The following is a 16490-nucleotide window of genomic DNA, read 5'->3' as shown; positions in this document are numbered from 1 at the left end:
CGCGTTGACACCCCCGCCGCCCGGTGGTAGCTTTCTTTTTAAATTCCCTGCGCGAGGTGATGACGTTGATCGTGGTCATGTCCGAGGGCGCCACCCGCGAACAGGTCGAAGCGGTGATGCGTAAGATCGAGGAGTTCGGCCTGAAGACCCATCCCATCTACGGTGTCCGCAAGACGGTTATCGGGGTCATCGGCGACGACAAGACCAAGATCGTGGAGACCATGGCCGGGTACCCCGGCGTGGAAAAGATAATCCCCATCCTCAAGCCCTACAAGTTCGCCGCCCGGGAGACCCACCCCCAGGACACAGTCATAGAGGTGGCGGGAGTGCGCATAGGAGGCGACCGGGTGGTGGTCATGGCAGGCCCCTGCGCGGTGGAAAGCCGAGAGCAGATACTCAACACCGCCCGGCTGGTGAAGATGGCCGGGGGCTCCGTCCTCCGGGGCGGGGCCTTCAAGCCCCGCACCAGCCCCTACAGTTTCCAGGGCCTGGGAGAGGAGGGACTGCGCTATCTTGCCGAGGCCCGCGAGGAGACCGGGCTCCCGGTGGTCACCGAGCTGACCGATCCCCGCCTCATCGACGTCTTCTGCCAGTACACGGACATCATCCAGGTCGGGGCGCGCAACATGCAGAACTTCGTCCTGCTCACGGAGATCGGCCGCAGCGGCCACCCCGTGCTGCTCAAGCGCGGCCCCAGCTCCAAGATAGAGGACCTGCTCCTGGCCGCCGAGTACATCATCAAGGAGGGCAACCGTAACATCATCCTTTGCGAGAGGGGCATAAGCACCTTCGAGACCTACACCCGCAACACCCTGGACCTCTCCGCCGTGGCCGCCCTGAAGCAGTTAACCCACCTCCCGGTGGTGGTGGACCCCAGCCACTCGGTGGGTATCGCCTCCCTGGTGCCCGCCATGTCCCTGGCTGCGATCGCGGCGGGGGCGGACGGCCTGCTCATCGAGATCCACCCCAACCCCAACGCCGCCCTGTGCGACGGGCCACAATCCTTGGATTTCGAGACCTTCTCCAACCTGATGGGCAAGCTGCGCAAGGTGGCTGCGGCCATCGGGAGGACCCTCTAAACCCGGAACCGGTGACCTCTAAGGAAAAAAGGCCCCCTGCCTAGGCCTTCACGACGGGAAGCAGGTTTTCCGTCCCGGGATCTGGAAACCGACGGAAGGCTTCCGGGGCCGCCGAGTCCGCGCATCCCTCCTTGCACCCATGGGCCGAGAGGCAGGGCAAGACTCGGTGAGGCACCTCCATTCCTGAACCCTGCGCTTGAGCAGCGAGGCGGGCATTCTCGGGGTTGTTCCTGCCGGGGCAGACCCCGTAACCCGCGCCCGGACGACGAGGTCCCCTAAAGGGCGAAGAAGGAGAGTTCCGGCAAACCCTGAATGGCGCGCACGAAGTCCTCCTGGAGGTCCTCCTTGAGCGGGAACCTCTCCATGAACAGGTTCAACTCCACTCTCTGGTCCCGCTCCTCGGTGCGCAGGGGACTGGGGATGGTCAGGTAAGGATGGAGCTCGGTCAAGGCAACGTGCAGCTCGTCGAGGAGGTTGCGGTCCTGGTCCCGGAAGATGCCCGCCAGGGAAAACTGGGTGGCGTACTCGAAGAAAACCACCCGCGATATGCCGATCAGCTTGTGCCGGTAGGAGAATCCGTAGACCTCCAGGGGCGAGATGATCTCCGGCCTCCGGAAATCGTCCGGTCCCATCATCCTGAAGTCCGGCACCGTCTCCTCCAGGGCGGTGACCACCTCTTCCGCTCCGCGGCCCTCGCCGGCCAGGCAGGTGATCCCCTTGAGGACCACCCCACCGGCGATGATCACCTTGGACTGGGCTGGCCTGGCCGCCAGGATCCCCCGGTCGATGAGGGCCAGACCCTTCTCCTCCTCCAGGAATTTCTGGAGGTTATCCATATCCACCCCGAAGGCGTAGAGGTTCACCCTCTGCCAGCCCTCGTGCTGGTGTCGGGCCAGGACGCCCACCCCGGGAGTCCCCCGGTAGGCGTAAAAGAAAGCCCTGTGTTTCACCATGGTTATTTCCGCCTCCACTAATCACGCCTGCGTTTTCTCGCCAACCTGCCCTCCAGGCTCCTCATCGCCTCTCCATCTCCTAAATATATTCTTCTCGACCGCGGCTGTGATACCTTTTATAGAAAGGCGCAGACGAGTCGGTGGTTCATCGCCGGTGAGGTCTTCCCGCCGGGCAAGGCCCTCGATCCGGTGGACCGAGCGCGAATTCCGGGCCCCGCCGGACGGAGCCCGTCCCGCCCGATGGCAGGAGGTGTTCGGATTGATACGTTTCTGGATAGGTTGGCCCATCTTCCGCGTGGTGGCGCTCTTCTACCACTACCGCTGCACGGGATACGAAAACGTGCCCCGCAAGGGCCCTCTTCTGGTGGTGGCCAACCATAACAGCCGCAAGGACCCGGTGGCCATCAACCTGGCCCTCAAGCGGCCGGTGCGCTTCATGGCCAAGAAGGAGGCCTTCGACCCCCGCAACAGCCTCTTCGAATGCCTCATGGTGCGCATCTTCTTCGCCTATCCCGTGGACCGGGAGAAGCCCGGGCCGGAGGCCATCCGCCGCACCATGGAATATCTCGACCGCGGCGAATGCGTGGGGATCTTCCCTGAAGGCACCCGCCACGACGACACCAAGCTCCATCCCTTCACCCACGGGGCCGCCTACTTCGCCTGGAAGACCGGTGTCCCCGTCCTGCCCATCGGTATCACCGAGGAAAAAGGAAAAGATTACCACATCAACATCGGCAAGCCCTTCCAGGTGCCCCGCCTGGAGGGAAGGCCGCACAAGGTGCTGCCGGAGCTGACCCGCCTGATACGCGATAAAGTCCGGGAGCTGCTGCCCCCGGACTGGGAAGTCATGGAAGAGGAGCCCGCTCAAGCCCCGCAGTAGGGCTCGGGGCAGCCCTTCAGCCAGAGCTGGACGATCATCTGGAAGAGCACCGGCACGTCCAGGTTGGCTTCCTTGTCCACCACGGCGTCGATGACCACCGGGCGGTCGGAGGCGGCCGCCTCCTCCAGGGCCGGCCGTATGTCCCCGGGATCCTCCACCCTTATTCCCCTGGCCCCCATGGCCTCGGCCAGGAGATCGTGGCGTATCTCCCCGAACTCCACCCCACAGTAGCGCTGCCCGAAGGCCGCGTGCTGGGCCCCCTTGATCATGCCCCAGGCGCTGTCGTTGGCGATGATGTCGATGATGGGGAGCTTGTAGCGCACCGCGGTCTCGATGTCCTGGCAGTTGATCATGAAGGAACCGTCCCCGTGGATGATGTACACCGGGCGATCGGGGTTGGCGAGCTTGGCTCCCATGGCGAAGCCGATACCCACTCCCAGCTGCCCGGTCCCCTCGGCGAAAAGGTAGGAACGGGGATGGTACACCCTTCCGGCGATGTTGGTCCACAGGGCGGTGTTGCCCCCGTCCATGACCAGGATGCCGTCCCGGCCCAGGAACTCCACCGCCTCGGTGACCAGGCGCAGGGGATGGATAGGCTTGGCGTCGGAACGCGCCATCTCCTCGTAGGAGCTCAGGGCCTGCTCCTCCAGCTCGCGGTAACCGGACATGAAATCGCGCGGACCTTCGACCGGCCCGGTCTCCTTCTTCACCCGCTCGATTATCTGGCGCAGCACCGCCTTGGCGTCCCCCACGATGCCCAGGTCGAACTCCCGGTTGAGCCCGATGTTGGAGGGGTCGATGTCCACGTAGATGAACTTCTGGGAGGAGGGGTCTCCCCACATGTTGGGCTGACCCCAGAAATCCAGCTCGGACATGGTGCACCCCACGTTGAGCACCAGGTCGGAGGTGGACTCGGCCATGATGGCTCCCATGCCCTTGGGCAGAAGCAGTAGGGGATGGTCCTCGGGCAGGGTGCCCCGCCCGGAAACGCTGGTGGTCACCGGGATCTGGAGGTACTCGGCCAGCTCCCGTACCTCGTCCCAGGCCTTGGAGCGCATCACCCCGCCCCCGGCGTGGATGAGGGGCTTCTCCGCAGAGAGGAGCATTTCCACCGCCCTGTCCACCGCCTCCGGGTCCCCGCAGGGCCGGATCTCGGTGCGGTAGCGCTCCGGGGGAAGGAAGACCTTCTCGTCTATCTCGCCGTTCTGGAAGAGGACGTCCACGTTGAAGTCCAGGTGCACGGGTCCCGGCCTTCCCGTGGTGGCCTCCCGGAAGGCCCAGTGCACCAGGTCCGGAATGCGGTCCCAGCGGTTCACCAGGGCGTTCCACTTGGTGATGGGCTTGAAGAGGTTGACCTGGTCCAGCTGCTGCTGGGATCCCTTGAAGGGATAGGAACGGTCGGAGTGGATCTGCGGGGTGATGACCACCATGGGGATGCTGTCGTTGTAGGCCACGTAGACCCCCGCCACCAGGTTGACCGCCCCGGGGCCCACCGTCCCGGTGCACACCCCCACCATGTCCGAGGTCCGGGAAACGGCGTCGGCCATGTGCGCCGCCACCGCCTCGTGGTGGGTCATCACGAACTCCATCCCGTTGGGACGTCCCACGCGGGCGATGGCGTCAACGAAGGTGCACAGCTGCCCTCCCGGGATGCCGAACACCCACTTGACACCCTCCTTGAGCAGCGCCCGCACCAGGACTTCCCCACCGTTCATCAGGGCCATGACCATCCCTCCTCTTTAATTCCCAACCTGCCGTCACCCTTCCGCTGCAGCCCCGATTTCGGAAACCGCCTCTTTCCCATTATATTCGCGGCGAGGCCGCGCCACCACGCGGAAACAAGCCTTTATCTCCGCTTCCGTCCGCCCGTTTCTCCGGGAAGGAAGGCCGGTCCCCGGGTCTTTCCGTCCCAGGATCGCCTGCCGCAACGTAGAAACCATCCCGTTATGTACGCGGCTGAGCCGCGCCGCCACGCGGTACTTCCTCCCCTTATTACATTCGGGTGTGCCTCCCTCCGCTCACCTCCGCTTAACCCCGGAGGGCCGCGAACTGCAGGCGCCGGGTCTTCGCCCCCGGCTTCCCCAGCCCGGCGGCGTCCCATACCTCCACCCTGCGGAATCCCGCCTCCTCGAGGATGGAAACCAGGAGGTCGGCGGGATAGGCCCTTTCGCGGTGTACCTCCACCCAGCCGCCCTCCCGCCCGTCCGCCCGCTCCAGGTGCATGGTGAGGGTGGCGGTGGAAGTCTCTTCCACCCATTCGCTCCTCCAGTTAAGGCGCCAGCCCTCCACTCGAAAGGACCACTCCGTCTCATCGCCCCCTTCCCTCAGCTGGTAGGCGGTGTTCACGTCGAAGAGGAGGTGGCCTCCCTCCTCCAGGGCGGAAGCGAAGGAGGAGAGTGCGCGGCGAACGTCCTCCTCGCTCAGGAGGTGGTTCAGGGAATCGGTGGCGCAGACCAGGGTCTGCACCTTTGAGGGTAGGGAAAGGTAGCGCATGTCCTGCCGGAGGAGAGCGACTCCCGTGCTCCCCTTAAGGCGGGCAGCGGCCACCCGCAGCATCTCCTCCGAACGGTCCACCCCGAAGACCCGGCTGCCCCTCTCCACCAGGTAACGGGTGACCAGGCCCGTCCCGCAAGCCACGTCGGCCACCAGGTCCAGACTCAGGGCGTACCTTCTTTCCAGCCGCTCGAAGTTCTCCCGCCACGCCTGGTGGAGGACCTCCCCCACCATCCGGTCGTAGAGCAGGGAGGAGACCCGGTAAGGGGGTACAAGGGTCTCCTCAACGCCTTCGCCGGCCATGCCCGGCCCCTCCTCCCTTCCACCCGCCGACTCCCATCCCCGCCGCATCTTCACCGCCCGCGCTCCCGCACGCCATCCGGGCGGAAAGACCCGGGTCCGGTCCTCAACCCGCCGGGGGCATTTCCTCCACGCGCTACCCGCTACACGCTCCCCAGTTCCCTTCCCCACCGGGCCGCCCTCTCCAGGGCCCCCTCCACGCCTCGTATCTCGCCCGCCCGGTCCACGCCGGCATAGGTGTAGGAGTCCCACCTGCCCACGCGGATGATATGGAAAAAATAAGCAACGGTGGGGCGGGTGCACTCGAAGGTCTCCGGGACGTCCCTCCCGCAGCAGGAGATGAACAGGCCCTTCCTCCGGACCGCGAAATCCTCGCTCACCGGGTGGGATTTCAGGACGTAGGTCAGGGCCCAGAATCGCTGGCAGCGGTCGATTAGGGCCTTGGCCTGGGCACATATGTTCATGGAGAATATGGGCGCCGCTAGGACCACGGCGCCCGCCCTCTCCAGGTGAGGGTAGATGGCCTGCATGTCGTCTTCCTGGACGCATTGTCCGTCGCGGGAGCAAGCGTCGCACCCCCGGCAGGGACGGATGTCCATCTCCGCCACCCGGAAGGACACGGCCTCCACCCCGGCCTCCCGCGCCCCCTCCACCAGGGAATCCAGTAGGAGGGAGGTGTTGCCGCGTCGCCGCGGGCTGGCGTAAAGCGCCAGAAGGTAACGGTTTTCCGGCTTCATGTCGACAAGTCCTCCACCAGGAATCAGGGTTGCGCTTTCCCTGAAACCTTGAGGTCATGTTCACACCATCAGGCCACCGGGCCGGACAGGCCCTGCATCTCGCGCAGGAGCCTGTCGTGCTCCTGTCGCAACCTCTGGTATTCCCGGCGTTTCTCGTCCAGGAGCCGGTCCAGGCGCCTTATCTCCTCCACGATCTCCCTCTCCCGCTCCTCGATCACGGAGAGCCTGGAGCGTAGGTTCTCCAGGCGCTCGCCCCTCACTATGGCCGAGGCAATCTGCTTGATGAGGGTGTTGAGTAAAAAGAGGTCGAATTCCCCGAAGGCCTGGCCGCGCTTGGTGTTAAGGTTCAGCACCCCCAGCAGTTCGCCCTCGGCGATGATGGGCACGCTCAGGGCATCGGTAACCTTGCGCCGGGTGCGTAGCCGCGGGTCCATGAGGTCGTCCAGGAGGAGCATCCCCTCCCTCCTTTCCGCCACCAGCCCGGCTATGCCCTCCCCCACCCGGGTGCGGGCCTTCTGCACCACCTCCCGGCGCAATCCGTGGGCGGCTTTGATGACCAGGGTGTCGCTTCCCGGCGGGTCGATGAGCATTATGGAACCCGAGGTGGCCTCCATGACCTCCAGGGCTCCCTTGAGTATGCTCTGCAGGAGGCTCCCCATATCGCGGAAGGACATGATCTGTTCGTTGAGCCGCCAGATCATGTCCAGCTCCTTTATCTTCCGGATATACCTCTCCTCCCCTTCCGGAGTCCCGGGCCGCTCCATCTTACCCACCCCCGCCGCTCGCGCCCATCGCCTTTTTCCCCGCTATCACCGCCGCCCCCAGAGCCCCTATCACCTGTGGGTCCATGCCCAGTTCCTCCACCTTCACCTGGAGCCTCCTCTCCAGGGAGAGGATGAGGCCGCGGTTCTTGGCGCAGCCCCCGGACACGGAGGCCTCCCCCTCCAGGCCCACCTTGCGCACCAGCACGGCCAGGCGGGAGGCGATGGCCTCGTTGATGCCGGCGGCGATATCCTCCAGGGCCACCCCCTCGTTAAGCAGGGTGATGACCTCGGACTCGGCGAAGACACTGCACTGGCTGGTGATCTGCGCCGGTTTTACGGAACGCAGGGACAAACTGGTAAGTTCTTCCAGGGATACCTCCAGCACGCGGGCCATGGCCTCGAAGAACCTGCCCGTGCCCGCCGCGCACTTATCGTTCATGGCGAAGTCCACCACCCGTCCCTGGGAATTGATGCGTATGACCTTGCAGTCCTGCCCGCCGATGTCGATGAGCGTGCGCTCGCCCGGCCTGAGGAAGTAGGCGCCCAGGCCGTGGCAGGTTATCTCGGAGACGTTCTCGTCGGCGAAGGGGATGCGCACTCGGCCGTAGCCGGTCCCCACCACGTAGGCAATATCCTCGCGTGAGGACACCTCCGCCTCGCGCATGGCCAGCTCGAGGGCCTGTTCGGCGGTGAGCTCGGGCCTCACGGCGCAGGGGATAATGGAGAAGCCCAGCACTTCTTCCCCCCGCATGAGCAGGGCTTTCCCGGTTGTCGATCCCACGTCGCAACCGGCCACTATCGGCGGAGCAGCCATCCTCCTCATCTCCTCCGGTGGACCACCCTCCGGCGAAAAATCGTTCCCATCGATCCGGGAACATTCTACCAGAAGCGATCCTCACCCTCCCCGGCGCAGGCCGCACGGTAGGGGTTCCGACGGAGGCTCCCTTTCCCGCTGGCGCAAGACCCCTCCGGGCGGTCGGGTCAGGCGGAAAAAACTCCAGCATGGGCGGCGTTTATCCGGGCACCTTCATTGCGGATGAACCCGTTAAAAGCCGTACCCCCATGAACCTCGCCCATATTCATGCCCGGCGGAAGGATGCCGGCACGGGGGCTTATCCTGTTCTTCGTCACCGCCCGGTGTTAGCATTATCCTCGTAAAGCCGGGGTTTCCGCCCGCCGCCGAAGCGGCGAGGGCGCTCCGGTGGCGGGAAGAAGGGCACGTCGAAAGGCCCGGCCGTTTCCGGGTTCAAGCCCGGTCCGGATGCGGCCCCCGCCGTAACAGCGGGTTTGGAGAGGACTTTATCGCTTCGTAAAGGACGTGCGGGAAAGCGAGGAAAGGGGAATGGAGATCACCTTCATCGAGGCCAGGGACCTGCCGGACGCCTGGTTCCAGTGCGTCTACAACATCTTCGATAAGGGCAGGGAATACGTCATCGACCGGGGCAGCTTCAAGGGGAACCGTCGCCTGGAATACGACTTCGTGGTGGTGAAGATAAAGTACCCGGAGACCCGTCCCCTCATCCCCGACATCCCGCCCGGCATCGGGTTGCCCCCTCCCACGGATATGGAATACGTACATGAATACCTGGAAAAGCTGTGTTCCGCGAGCTCCAAGGCGGAGAACGAGGACTACACCTACGGCATGTACCTGGAACACCAGATACAGGAGGTCATCCGCATGTACCGGGAGGAGGGATTCGGCACCAACCAGGCATGCATGGCGGTGTGCGATTCCCAGTCTATCTACCTCGACGACCCTCCGTGCCTCCGCCAGATAGACACCCGCATCTATCCCGAGGAGCGCAAGCTGCATTTCGTGGTCTATTTCCGTTCCTGGGACCTCTGGGCCGGCTTTCCCTCCAATCTGGCGGGTATCCAGCTCCTCAAGGAGTACATGGCGGAGGAGATCGGCGTGGAACCCGGTGAGACCATCGCCCTCTCCAAGGGCATGCACCTCTACGACTACGCCTGGGAGCTGGCCAAGATCCGCCTGGGAAAGTCCTGAACCCGCGGCAAGCCGGAAGGTCGCGTCGCCGAGATTCGGATCCGGGCAAGTGGATGGGCCGATGCCGTATCGTACAAACAGGCACCAGGACCGTGATATCCGTGCCCCCTTCCTTTATAATGTGATAACACGGGTACCCGGCCACTAACATGGAAAGGCGGCCGTGAACCGCGGGGGGGCCGGGAAAACCGGCGGTGGTTTCCGGCGGCGCCGGCACGGTACCCAGCGGACGGCGGGAAGGCGGGAGGTGAGGACCATAGATCCCCTGGCCGTGGAGTTGAACGAGGTACTGCGGGAAAACGCCCCCAGCCTCTACCGATCCCTTTCCTCGCTGGGGAGGGAGCTCTTCTTTCCGCGGGGAATCCTGACCCATACGGCGGAGGCCAAGAGGCTCGCCCACCGCTACAACGCCACCATCGGCATGGCCATCCAGAACGGAAAGCCCATGTACCTGCGCACCCTGCGCAAGTACATCAAGAACCTCAAGGCGGAGGAGGCCTTTCCCTATTCACCGACGGCGGGGATACCGGAGCTGAGGCGCCTGTGGAGGGAGCACCTCCTGGCCATGAGTCCCGGCCTGGAGGGGAAGAGCTTCTCCCTCCCCGTGGTCACCAGCGGGCTCACCCATGCCCTGAGCATCATGGCGGACATGTTCTGCGACGCCGGAGACCGCCTCCTCCTCCCGGACATGAGCTGGGGCAATTACCGCATGATATTCGGCGTCCGCCGAGGAGCGGATATCGTCCGTTACCCCCTGTTCAAGCCGGACGGCCGCCTCGACGTGGAGGCCTTCTCCGTGGCCCTCGAGTCCCTCCCCCGTCCCGGTAAAGCCCTGGTCATCCTCAACTTCCCCCACAACCCCACCGGGTACACCCCCGACCGCGAGGAAGCAGCGGAGCTCATCGCCGTCCTCCTCAACGCCGCCGACGGGGACCTCGACCTGGTGGTGGGGGTGGACGACGCCTACACCGGCCTCTTCTACGAGGAGGAGAGCTTCTCGGAATCCTTCTTTTCCCTTTTAGCCGACTGCCATCCCCGCATCACGGCCGTCAAGATAGACGGCCCCACCAAGGAGGACTACGTGTGGGGATTCCGGATAGGCTTCATCACCTTCAGCCACCGCAGCCCGGGAAGGCGGGAGGTGGTCTACGAGGTCCTGGAGAAGAAGGTGGCCGGGCTCATACGGGGCACCATATCCAAGTGTTCCACGCCCTCCCAACACCTGCTGGTGAAGGCCATAAAGGCCGTGGGATATCGGGAGGAGAAGGAGGAGAAGTTCCAAGTCCTCCTCGAGCGGTACCGGGAGGTGAAGAGGGTCCTCGAGGACCCTCGCTTCGCGGAGATCTTCACGCCCTACCCCTTCAACAGCGGGTACTTCATGTGCCTCCGCCTTCACGACGTCGACGCCGAGGTCCTTCGCCGCCACCTGCTGGAAAGGCACGGGGTCGGGGTGGTGGCGACCGGCCCCCGCGACCTGCGCATCGCCTTTTCCTGCCTGGAAAAGGAGCACATAGCCGACCTCTTTGATATACTTTATGATGCCGTCCAGGAGATCAGGGAAAAGGAGACGGTTAGCGACTGATATCCGTAAAAGACTGATATCCGTAAAGAGAGGTAGGGAATTGTCGGATAACGTCAAGGGCGGAAGCAAGGACCGCTCCAAGCGCATATACATAGTCGACGTCACCAACCGCGACGGCGTTCAGACCTCACGCCTGGGACTGGCCAAGCTCCAGAAGACCATCATCAACCTTCTTCTGGACGAGATGGGCATCTGGCAGAGCGAGTTCGGATTTCCCACCACCCGCCACGAGACCAATTACCTGCAGGCCAACCTGGAGCTGGCGGAGATGGGGGTCATCCACCACACGCGCCTCTCCGGGTGGGTGCGGGCCATAAGTTCAGACGTGGAGCTGGCCCGGGAGCTGGTCCCCAACCTGAAATTCATCAACATCTCCATCTCCACCTCCGAGCAGATGATCCGTGGCAAGTGGAATGACCGCTACAAGTTCAAGGACGTGGTGCGCATGATGACCGAGGCCCTGGACTGCGCCCACGAGCTCGGTTTTCAGTCCGTGGGGGTGAACGCCGAGGACGCCTCCCGCACCTCCGACGAGCACCTCGTGGAGTTCACCCTGGCGGCCAGGGAACACGGGGCGGCACGCCTGCGTTACTGCGACACCCTGGGCTATAACGACCCCTTCACCATCTACGAGCGCATCAACCTCCTGGCCCGGGAAACGGGGATGGACATCGAGTTGCACTGCCACAATGACCTGGGGATGGCCGTGGCCTGCTCGGTAGCCGGGGCCAAGGGCGCCCTGGATGGAGGGGTAAACGCCTATATCAACACCACTATAAATGGCATGGGGGAGCGAGCGGGCAACGCGGACCTGGTGTCGGTCATCCTGGCCATCAAAAAGTCCTCCCTCTTCGACGGCGAGGACGTCCTGGACGACGCGGTCAACCTGATGGCCGCCTGGAAGACGGCTAAATACGCCTCCTATGCCTTCGGGGTCCCCATCCCCATCAACCAGCCCGGGGTGGGCGACAACGCCTTCGCCCACGAATCTGGCATACACGCCGACGGCGCCCTGAAGAGCCGGCGCAACTACGAGCTCTACGACTACGAGGAGCTGGGTCGGGGCGAACCGGAGATCATCGAGACGGGACGCAACATCACCCTGGGTGAATATTCCGGCATCAAGGGGTTCCGCAACGTCTACGAGAAGCTGGAGGTGGAGTTCCAGTCCGAGGAGGAAGCCCGCGACATACTGGAGCTGGTACGCTACGCCAACGTCACCACCCAGAAGCCGCTGGTGGAGGACGAGCTCCTCTTCATCGCCCGCTACCCGGACCTGGCCCGCAAGATACTCACCCTGGACCTGTCCCACATCACCTTGAAGAGCAGGGCTTAGGAGGGCGGAAATGGAGGAAGTGCCGGAGGAGGTCCTGAAGAAGTTGGCGCGATACTACAACCTGTACAAGCACGGCACGCCATCCGACGCCATCCCCCCCTGGATTCGCAACATCAATAACATGAGCAAGACGGATCTCGAGTACGAGACCCGGGACGCCATACGGACCTGCCGGGACCTGCGCAGGAAGCTCAACGAGCTGGAATACGAGGGAGAGAGACTCATCCCCGTGAAGAGCAAGCGGGAGAGGATAGCCGAGGAGCTCCGCCGGGAATGGTCCTACATGAGCTATTACCTCTACACCCTCTTCCTCCACTCCGGGGTAAAGGTCTCCGAGGAGGAGTTCGACGAGTTCCTGCGCAACGAGACCGGCAGCCGTTCCTATATCACCAACCTCTCTTCGCAGCGTCATTGACATCTTCGGCCGTGGGACAGCCGGAATGGCCTTCCCCTTGGGTGCTTTCCGCGAGGATGAATTTCATCTCCCTGTCAACGATAAAACGATGGCACGAGAAGCTGCCCTCCGTGGTAACTCCGGCCCCTCGTTTTTTGAATGCACATCCATCAGGGAGGACCTTGACAGGCGGATTCTTGATCATGAAAGGCCATCGGCTGACCTCGTTCTCTCGAGGGGTTAAATTTCTCGTTCCCGCTTCCGATAAAAGATACCGCCCAGAGCTTTTCGTTTGAATCGGGGTCGATGGAGCCATGGACGCTCGCGAGCTGGCGGAAAGGATTGCCTACCTGCTCCTCGAGAGGGGCCACCTCTACGACGAAGACATCGGCTACGAGTTCGGGGTGGACGACTTCGAGGTCATCAAGGCCAAGAACATCCTCTGCCGTTATTACGGCATCGCGGTGGAGAAATGGAACCGCGAGGACGGAGAGGACCGCCAGGCCCTCTTCCTGCTCCCCGAATTCAGCGGCCCCGAGGCCCGGGATCTCATCCACCGCGTCTTTCATGATCCGGACTTCAAGACGCGGCGGAGGCAGCGCGAGGAGGCGCGCAAGTCCGAGATCCGGGGCGAAGTGCGGGAGATCCTGGGACGCCTGGAGGAGGAGTGGGGCGACCTCCTGCCACGGGGCAAGAACGGAGGGGCGGAAACGTGATCCGCCCTCCCGCAAACCGTAAAGCCACGGTCGCAGGTCTCCCTTCCGCGGCGGCGAAGGCTTTCGAAACGCGGTGGTAAAAGGGGTAAAGAACGTCCTTACCCTGGCGCACGGTACGCGCGGAGACCTATCCAAACTTCTCCATCCCCGGTGAATTGACGCCAAGGGTAGTACCAGGGGTTGACGGGGTCTTCGCCCAAGGTGCGACGGCCACGGGTTCACCTTGCTCCGCGCGGAATCAGAGGAAACTCACGCGCACTTCCAGGGCCGCCCTTTCCTTCCTCTCCCATTCCCAGGAGACGGGCTCGCCGCGGGAGAGGAAGGAGGCGGTGATCCCGGCCACGATGGGGTGGTTGAAGGGGTTTTCCACCCGGGCCTCCAGGAACTTTCCCGAACCCCGGGTGAAAATCGGGTTTCCCATACCCCGGTAGGCCAGAAAGAAGAGGTCGCGCACCCGTTCCTCGGGACCGCGCCTCTTCCACTCCAGGCGGGGGAGAACCCGGTCCACCATCTCCTTTATCTCCCGCGCCAGAAGCTCGTCGAGCTCCGGGAGGCGGGTCCGCTTTATCTCCAGGTAAGCGGCATTCATCCCCGCCGTGTCCAGCATGGCCACCGTCTCCCCGTTGTGGGTATCCAGTACCAGCCCCCGGGCGGTGTCCCAGGCGAAGAAGCTCACCGGGAAGGGGGCCCGGCAGCGCTCACACCTCCGGTAGACGATGTTACCCGGCAGGGGATCCTCCTCGAACGTGGGCAGGACGGGCGTGGGAACTTCCCTCCCCCCGATGGTAACCCCGAACCTCTTCTCCCCCTTCTCCTCCCAAAAGGTCACCTCGGCCTCCCTTCCCTCCCCCGCCTGCACCGCTCCCAGCACGTCTCCCGCGAAAAAGGCCTCGCTGTAACACTGGGTACAACCTACCAAGAGCTCACGGCGCTTCCGGTAGGAGATCACCCGGGCATCCGCCATCCCCAGTATGCGAGCCTGGTCGCACAGGAGGTCGTAGAAGTGCCTTCCACCGAAGGGTGCCTTTGCCGCCATCCTTTTCCATCCGGTCATGATGGAACGCACGTAGAGGAAGGCGTCCATAGCTTTGCACCGGGTGAGAATCCTTGAGGCTTCCTCGCCGAACATCTCCGCCGCCCGGCGCAATATGCCTTCCACCACCCGCCTTTCCATGATCACCAGCCTCTGGGCAGAGTCGGGGCTCAGGATGCGGCCGTCCTCCTTCCAGGAATGGTTACGGGATATGGAAAGGGGCACGCCGCAGTCCGGGCAGAGGCGCAGGAAGGGGTGCATCAGGGAAAGGCCGCGGGCGCGCACCACCCTCCTTCCGGGCCGGTATCCCCCTCCGGCCGGGTCAAGCTCTTCCTTCCACCCGGGCGGGCTTTGCGTATGGTCCATGCCTCGAACTTCCGCCTTTCCCGGGCGCCGGAGAGGCCCTTCCGCCGGCAGCATCTTACATGATGCCGGCTTTCCGGACATCGGCGGTCAGGCCGCCAAACGCCCCGCTTACCATGAAACCGTCTCTTCGGATTTACGAATCTCTACCTCGTCACCATTCTAACACGTCCCCATAATGCATCGTCGGGCGGCACCAAGGACTTGAAACGAAAGGGAAAGTCAGGAGAAAGGAGTAACCTCGGTTCTATTACTTGAGTCAAGGTGTTCTGAAGACTTGAGACTAAAGGGGAGGCGGGTAGAAGAACCCTGGGTTCATCGGCTGCGAACGGCCTAACCGTAGATGGAAAGCGAAATCCATAACCAAGCATACGGCGTACCTTCGCCCCCGATCACGGAATCGAAAAGGAGATGAGTGGCGAGTCGCCATTTCCTCTATCCCGTCCATGTACTTCGCGAGCGGATATCCGCGACCGTTGGCCTAAGCGCCGTTATGAGACACCGCGCAACCCGTGCCGGTCCCACCGGTGGATATAAGAGGGTAAGAGGGAGGGGGCGAAACGCCCCCTCCCCCGTACGTGTCCTCCCGAGCCTACTTGAGCTGCTCGCGGGTGAAGCCCAGGATGCGCCGGGCGGTGACCAGAAGCTGTATCTGGCCGGTGCCCTCGAAGATGTCGTTGATCTTGGAGTCGCGCATCCACTTCTCCAGGAGGTACTCGCGGGAATACCCGAGGGGCCCCATGAGCTCCACCGCCTTCTGGGTGATGCGGGTGACCGCGAGGCCCGCCTTGGCCTTGGCCATGGAGGCCTGCAGGTCGTTGCGCAGGCCGTTGTCCAGCATCCAGACCGCCCTCCAGGTGAGCAGGCGGGCCGCCTTCAGGTCGGCCTCCATCTGCATGATGTCCCTCTCCAGGGAGGTCATGCGGTGGGGGTTGATACCGTAGCGCAGCTCCACCCCTTCCTCCTTGAGGGTCTCCTTGATGAAGTCCAGGGCGGCGCGGCCCACGCCGATGGCCATGGCCGCCACCAGGGGACGGGTGGCGTCAAAGGTGGCCATGACCTTCTTGAAGCCCTCGGTCTTGGTCTTGTCCACCACCTCCGGACTGCCCAGGATGTTCTCCTTGGGGATGCGGCAGTCCATGAAGGAGATGGACACGGTGTCCGAGCAACGGATGCCCAGCTTGTCCTCGATCTTGGTGATCTGCATGCCCGGGGTGCCGTGCTCCACGATGAAGGGCTTGATGCCCGCCCTTCCCGCCGAACGGTCCACGGTGGCCCAGACCACCACGAAGCCCTCCGAGTCCTCCAGGGCGCTCTTTCCCGAGGTGACGAAGATCTTCTCCCCGTTGAGCACCCACTCGTCCCCATCCAGGACCGCGGTGGTCTTGATGTTGGCGGTATCCGAACCGGCCTCCGGCTCGGTGATGGCCATGGCTCCCCACACCGGCTTGTCGCCCCGGAAGCGGGCCAGGAACTTCTCCTTCTGCTCCGGGGTGCCACTGGCCTGCACCGCGGCCCCTCCCAGTCCCGGGCCGGGGAAGGAGAGGGCTATACCTGCGTCACCCCAGAAGATCTCCTCGATGGTCACCGCTCCCGCCAGGTTGGTCTCCCGGGGCTTCTTCTCCTTGGCTTCCTCGCCCTCGGCCTTCTTCTCCTCGCCTCCCGCGCCGAAGGCGCCGGCCATGCCCCCGCCCATGAACTTCTGGACCATGTTCAGGAGGTCCCAGGGTTTCTCGTGCTCGTTTTCGTCGTAATAGCGGGCGATGGGTCGGATAGCCGACTCGGCGAACATGTGGATCATGTTCTTGGTGGCCTTGATGCGCGGCGAAAGCTCGAAATCTATGGTCATCTTGCC

General features: G+C 63.7%; 15 protein-coding genes. 7 read left to right on the top strand and 8 right to left on the bottom strand.

Going from position 1 to position 16490, the window contains the following annotated elements:
- Positions 1 to 65 precede the first annotated feature (65 nt).
- Positions 66 to 1079: a 3-deoxy-7-phosphoheptulonate synthase gene (aroF, locus tag QME84_01175; GenBank protein MDI6872888.1), complete on the top strand. Its 1014-nt coding sequence runs from the start codon at positions 66 to 68 to the stop codon at positions 1077 to 1079.
- A gap of 275 nt (positions 1080 to 1354) precedes the next feature.
- Here aroF and QME84_01170 read toward each other — a convergent pair whose 3' ends face one another.
- On the bottom strand, positions 1355 to 2032 hold the full coding sequence (locus tag QME84_01170; protein MDI6872887.1) for a hypothetical protein: 678 nt from the start codon (positions 2030 to 2032) through the stop codon (positions 1355 to 1357).
- Positions 2033 to 2291: 259 nt separating this feature from the next.
- Between QME84_01170 and QME84_01165 the strand changes: the two genes are divergently transcribed.
- Positions 2292 to 2912 carry a lysophospholipid acyltransferase family protein gene (locus QME84_01165; protein ID MDI6872886.1) on the top strand — a complete coding sequence of 207 codons (621 nt, stop codon included), beginning with the start codon at positions 2292 to 2294 and terminating at the stop codon, positions 2910 to 2912.
- Here the strand turns inward: QME84_01165 and QME84_01160 are convergent.
- The 5 genes from QME84_01160 to QME84_01140 form a co-directional block, all read right to left on the bottom strand.
- Positions 2897 to 4636, bottom strand: coding sequence for a thiamine pyrophosphate-binding protein (locus QME84_01160; GenBank protein MDI6872885.1), 1740 nt, complete (start codon positions 4634 to 4636; stop codon positions 2897 to 2899). The two genes, QME84_01165 and QME84_01160, sit on opposite strands and share 16 nt — an antisense overlap.
- A 304-nt stretch (positions 4637 to 4940) precedes the next feature.
- On the bottom strand, positions 4941 to 5756 hold the full coding sequence (locus tag QME84_01155; protein MDI6872884.1) for a class I SAM-dependent methyltransferase: 816 nt from the start codon (positions 5754 to 5756) through the stop codon (positions 4941 to 4943).
- A 92-nt stretch (positions 5757 to 5848) separates the two neighbouring features.
- On the bottom strand, positions 5849 to 6442 hold the full coding sequence (locus QME84_01150; protein ID MDI6872883.1) for a flavodoxin family protein: 594 nt from the start codon (positions 6440 to 6442) through the stop codon (positions 5849 to 5851).
- 68 nt (positions 6443 to 6510) lie between these two features.
- The gene (locus tag QME84_01145; GenBank protein ID MDI6872882.1) at positions 6511 to 7206 is read right to left on the bottom strand and encodes a GAF domain-containing protein; all 696 of its coding nucleotides are present in this window, start codon (positions 7204 to 7206) and stop codon (positions 6511 to 6513) included.
- 1 nt (position 7207) lies between these two features.
- Positions 7208 to 8020 (bottom strand): acyl-CoA dehydratase activase, encoded by an 813-nt coding sequence (locus QME84_01140; GenBank protein MDI6872881.1) that lies wholly within the window; start codon positions 8018 to 8020, stop codon positions 7208 to 7210.
- Positions 8021 to 8548: 528 nt separating this feature from the next.
- Here QME84_01140 and QME84_01135 point away from each other — a divergent pair.
- The 5 genes from QME84_01135 (at position 8549) to QME84_01115 (ending at position 13239) form a co-directional block, all read left to right on the top strand.
- Positions 8549 to 9211 (top strand): thymidylate synthase, encoded by a 663-nt coding sequence (locus QME84_01135; protein MDI6872880.1) that lies wholly within the window; start codon positions 8549 to 8551, stop codon positions 9209 to 9211.
- A 256-nt stretch (positions 9212 to 9467) separates the two neighbouring features.
- Entirely contained in the window at positions 9468 to 10793 is a 1326-nt protein-coding gene (locus QME84_01130; GenBank protein MDI6872879.1) for an aminotransferase class I/II-fold pyridoxal phosphate-dependent enzyme, read from the top strand.
- A gap of 40 nt (positions 10794 to 10833) precedes the next feature.
- Positions 10834 to 12129, top strand: coding sequence for a homocitrate synthase (locus tag QME84_01125; GenBank protein MDI6872878.1), 1296 nt, complete (start codon positions 10834 to 10836; stop codon positions 12127 to 12129).
- Positions 12130 to 12139: 10 nt separating this feature from the next.
- Positions 12140 to 12544 (top strand): hypothetical protein, encoded by a 405-nt coding sequence (locus tag QME84_01120; GenBank protein MDI6872877.1) that lies wholly within the window; start codon positions 12140 to 12142, stop codon positions 12542 to 12544.
- 293 nt (positions 12545 to 12837) lie between these two features.
- Positions 12838 to 13239 carry a hypothetical protein gene (locus tag QME84_01115; protein MDI6872876.1) on the top strand — a complete coding sequence of 134 codons (402 nt, stop codon included), beginning with the start codon at positions 12838 to 12840 and terminating at the stop codon, positions 13237 to 13239.
- A gap of 238 nt (positions 13240 to 13477) precedes the next feature.
- On the opposite strand, the gene QME84_01110 is transcribed toward QME84_01115, so the two are convergent.
- Positions 13478 to 14638, bottom strand: coding sequence for a hypothetical protein (locus tag QME84_01110; GenBank protein MDI6872875.1), 1161 nt, complete (start codon positions 14636 to 14638; stop codon positions 13478 to 13480).
- 589 nt (positions 14639 to 15227) lie between these two features.
- Complete coding sequence (locus QME84_01105) at positions 15228 to 16484, bottom strand: acyl-CoA dehydrogenase family protein (protein MDI6872874.1); 1257 nt, start codon at positions 16482 to 16484, stop codon at positions 15228 to 15230.
- Positions 16485 to 16490: the final 6 nt, after the last annotated feature.

The organism is Actinomycetota bacterium, from assembly GCA_030019255.1.
In the GTDB taxonomy this organism is placed as follows: Bacteria; Actinomycetota; Geothermincolia; order Geothermincolales; family RBG-13-55-18; genus Solincola_A.
The sequence above is the reverse complement of the archived record's forward strand: the minus strand, read 5'-3'. Positions and strand labels throughout refer to the sequence as shown.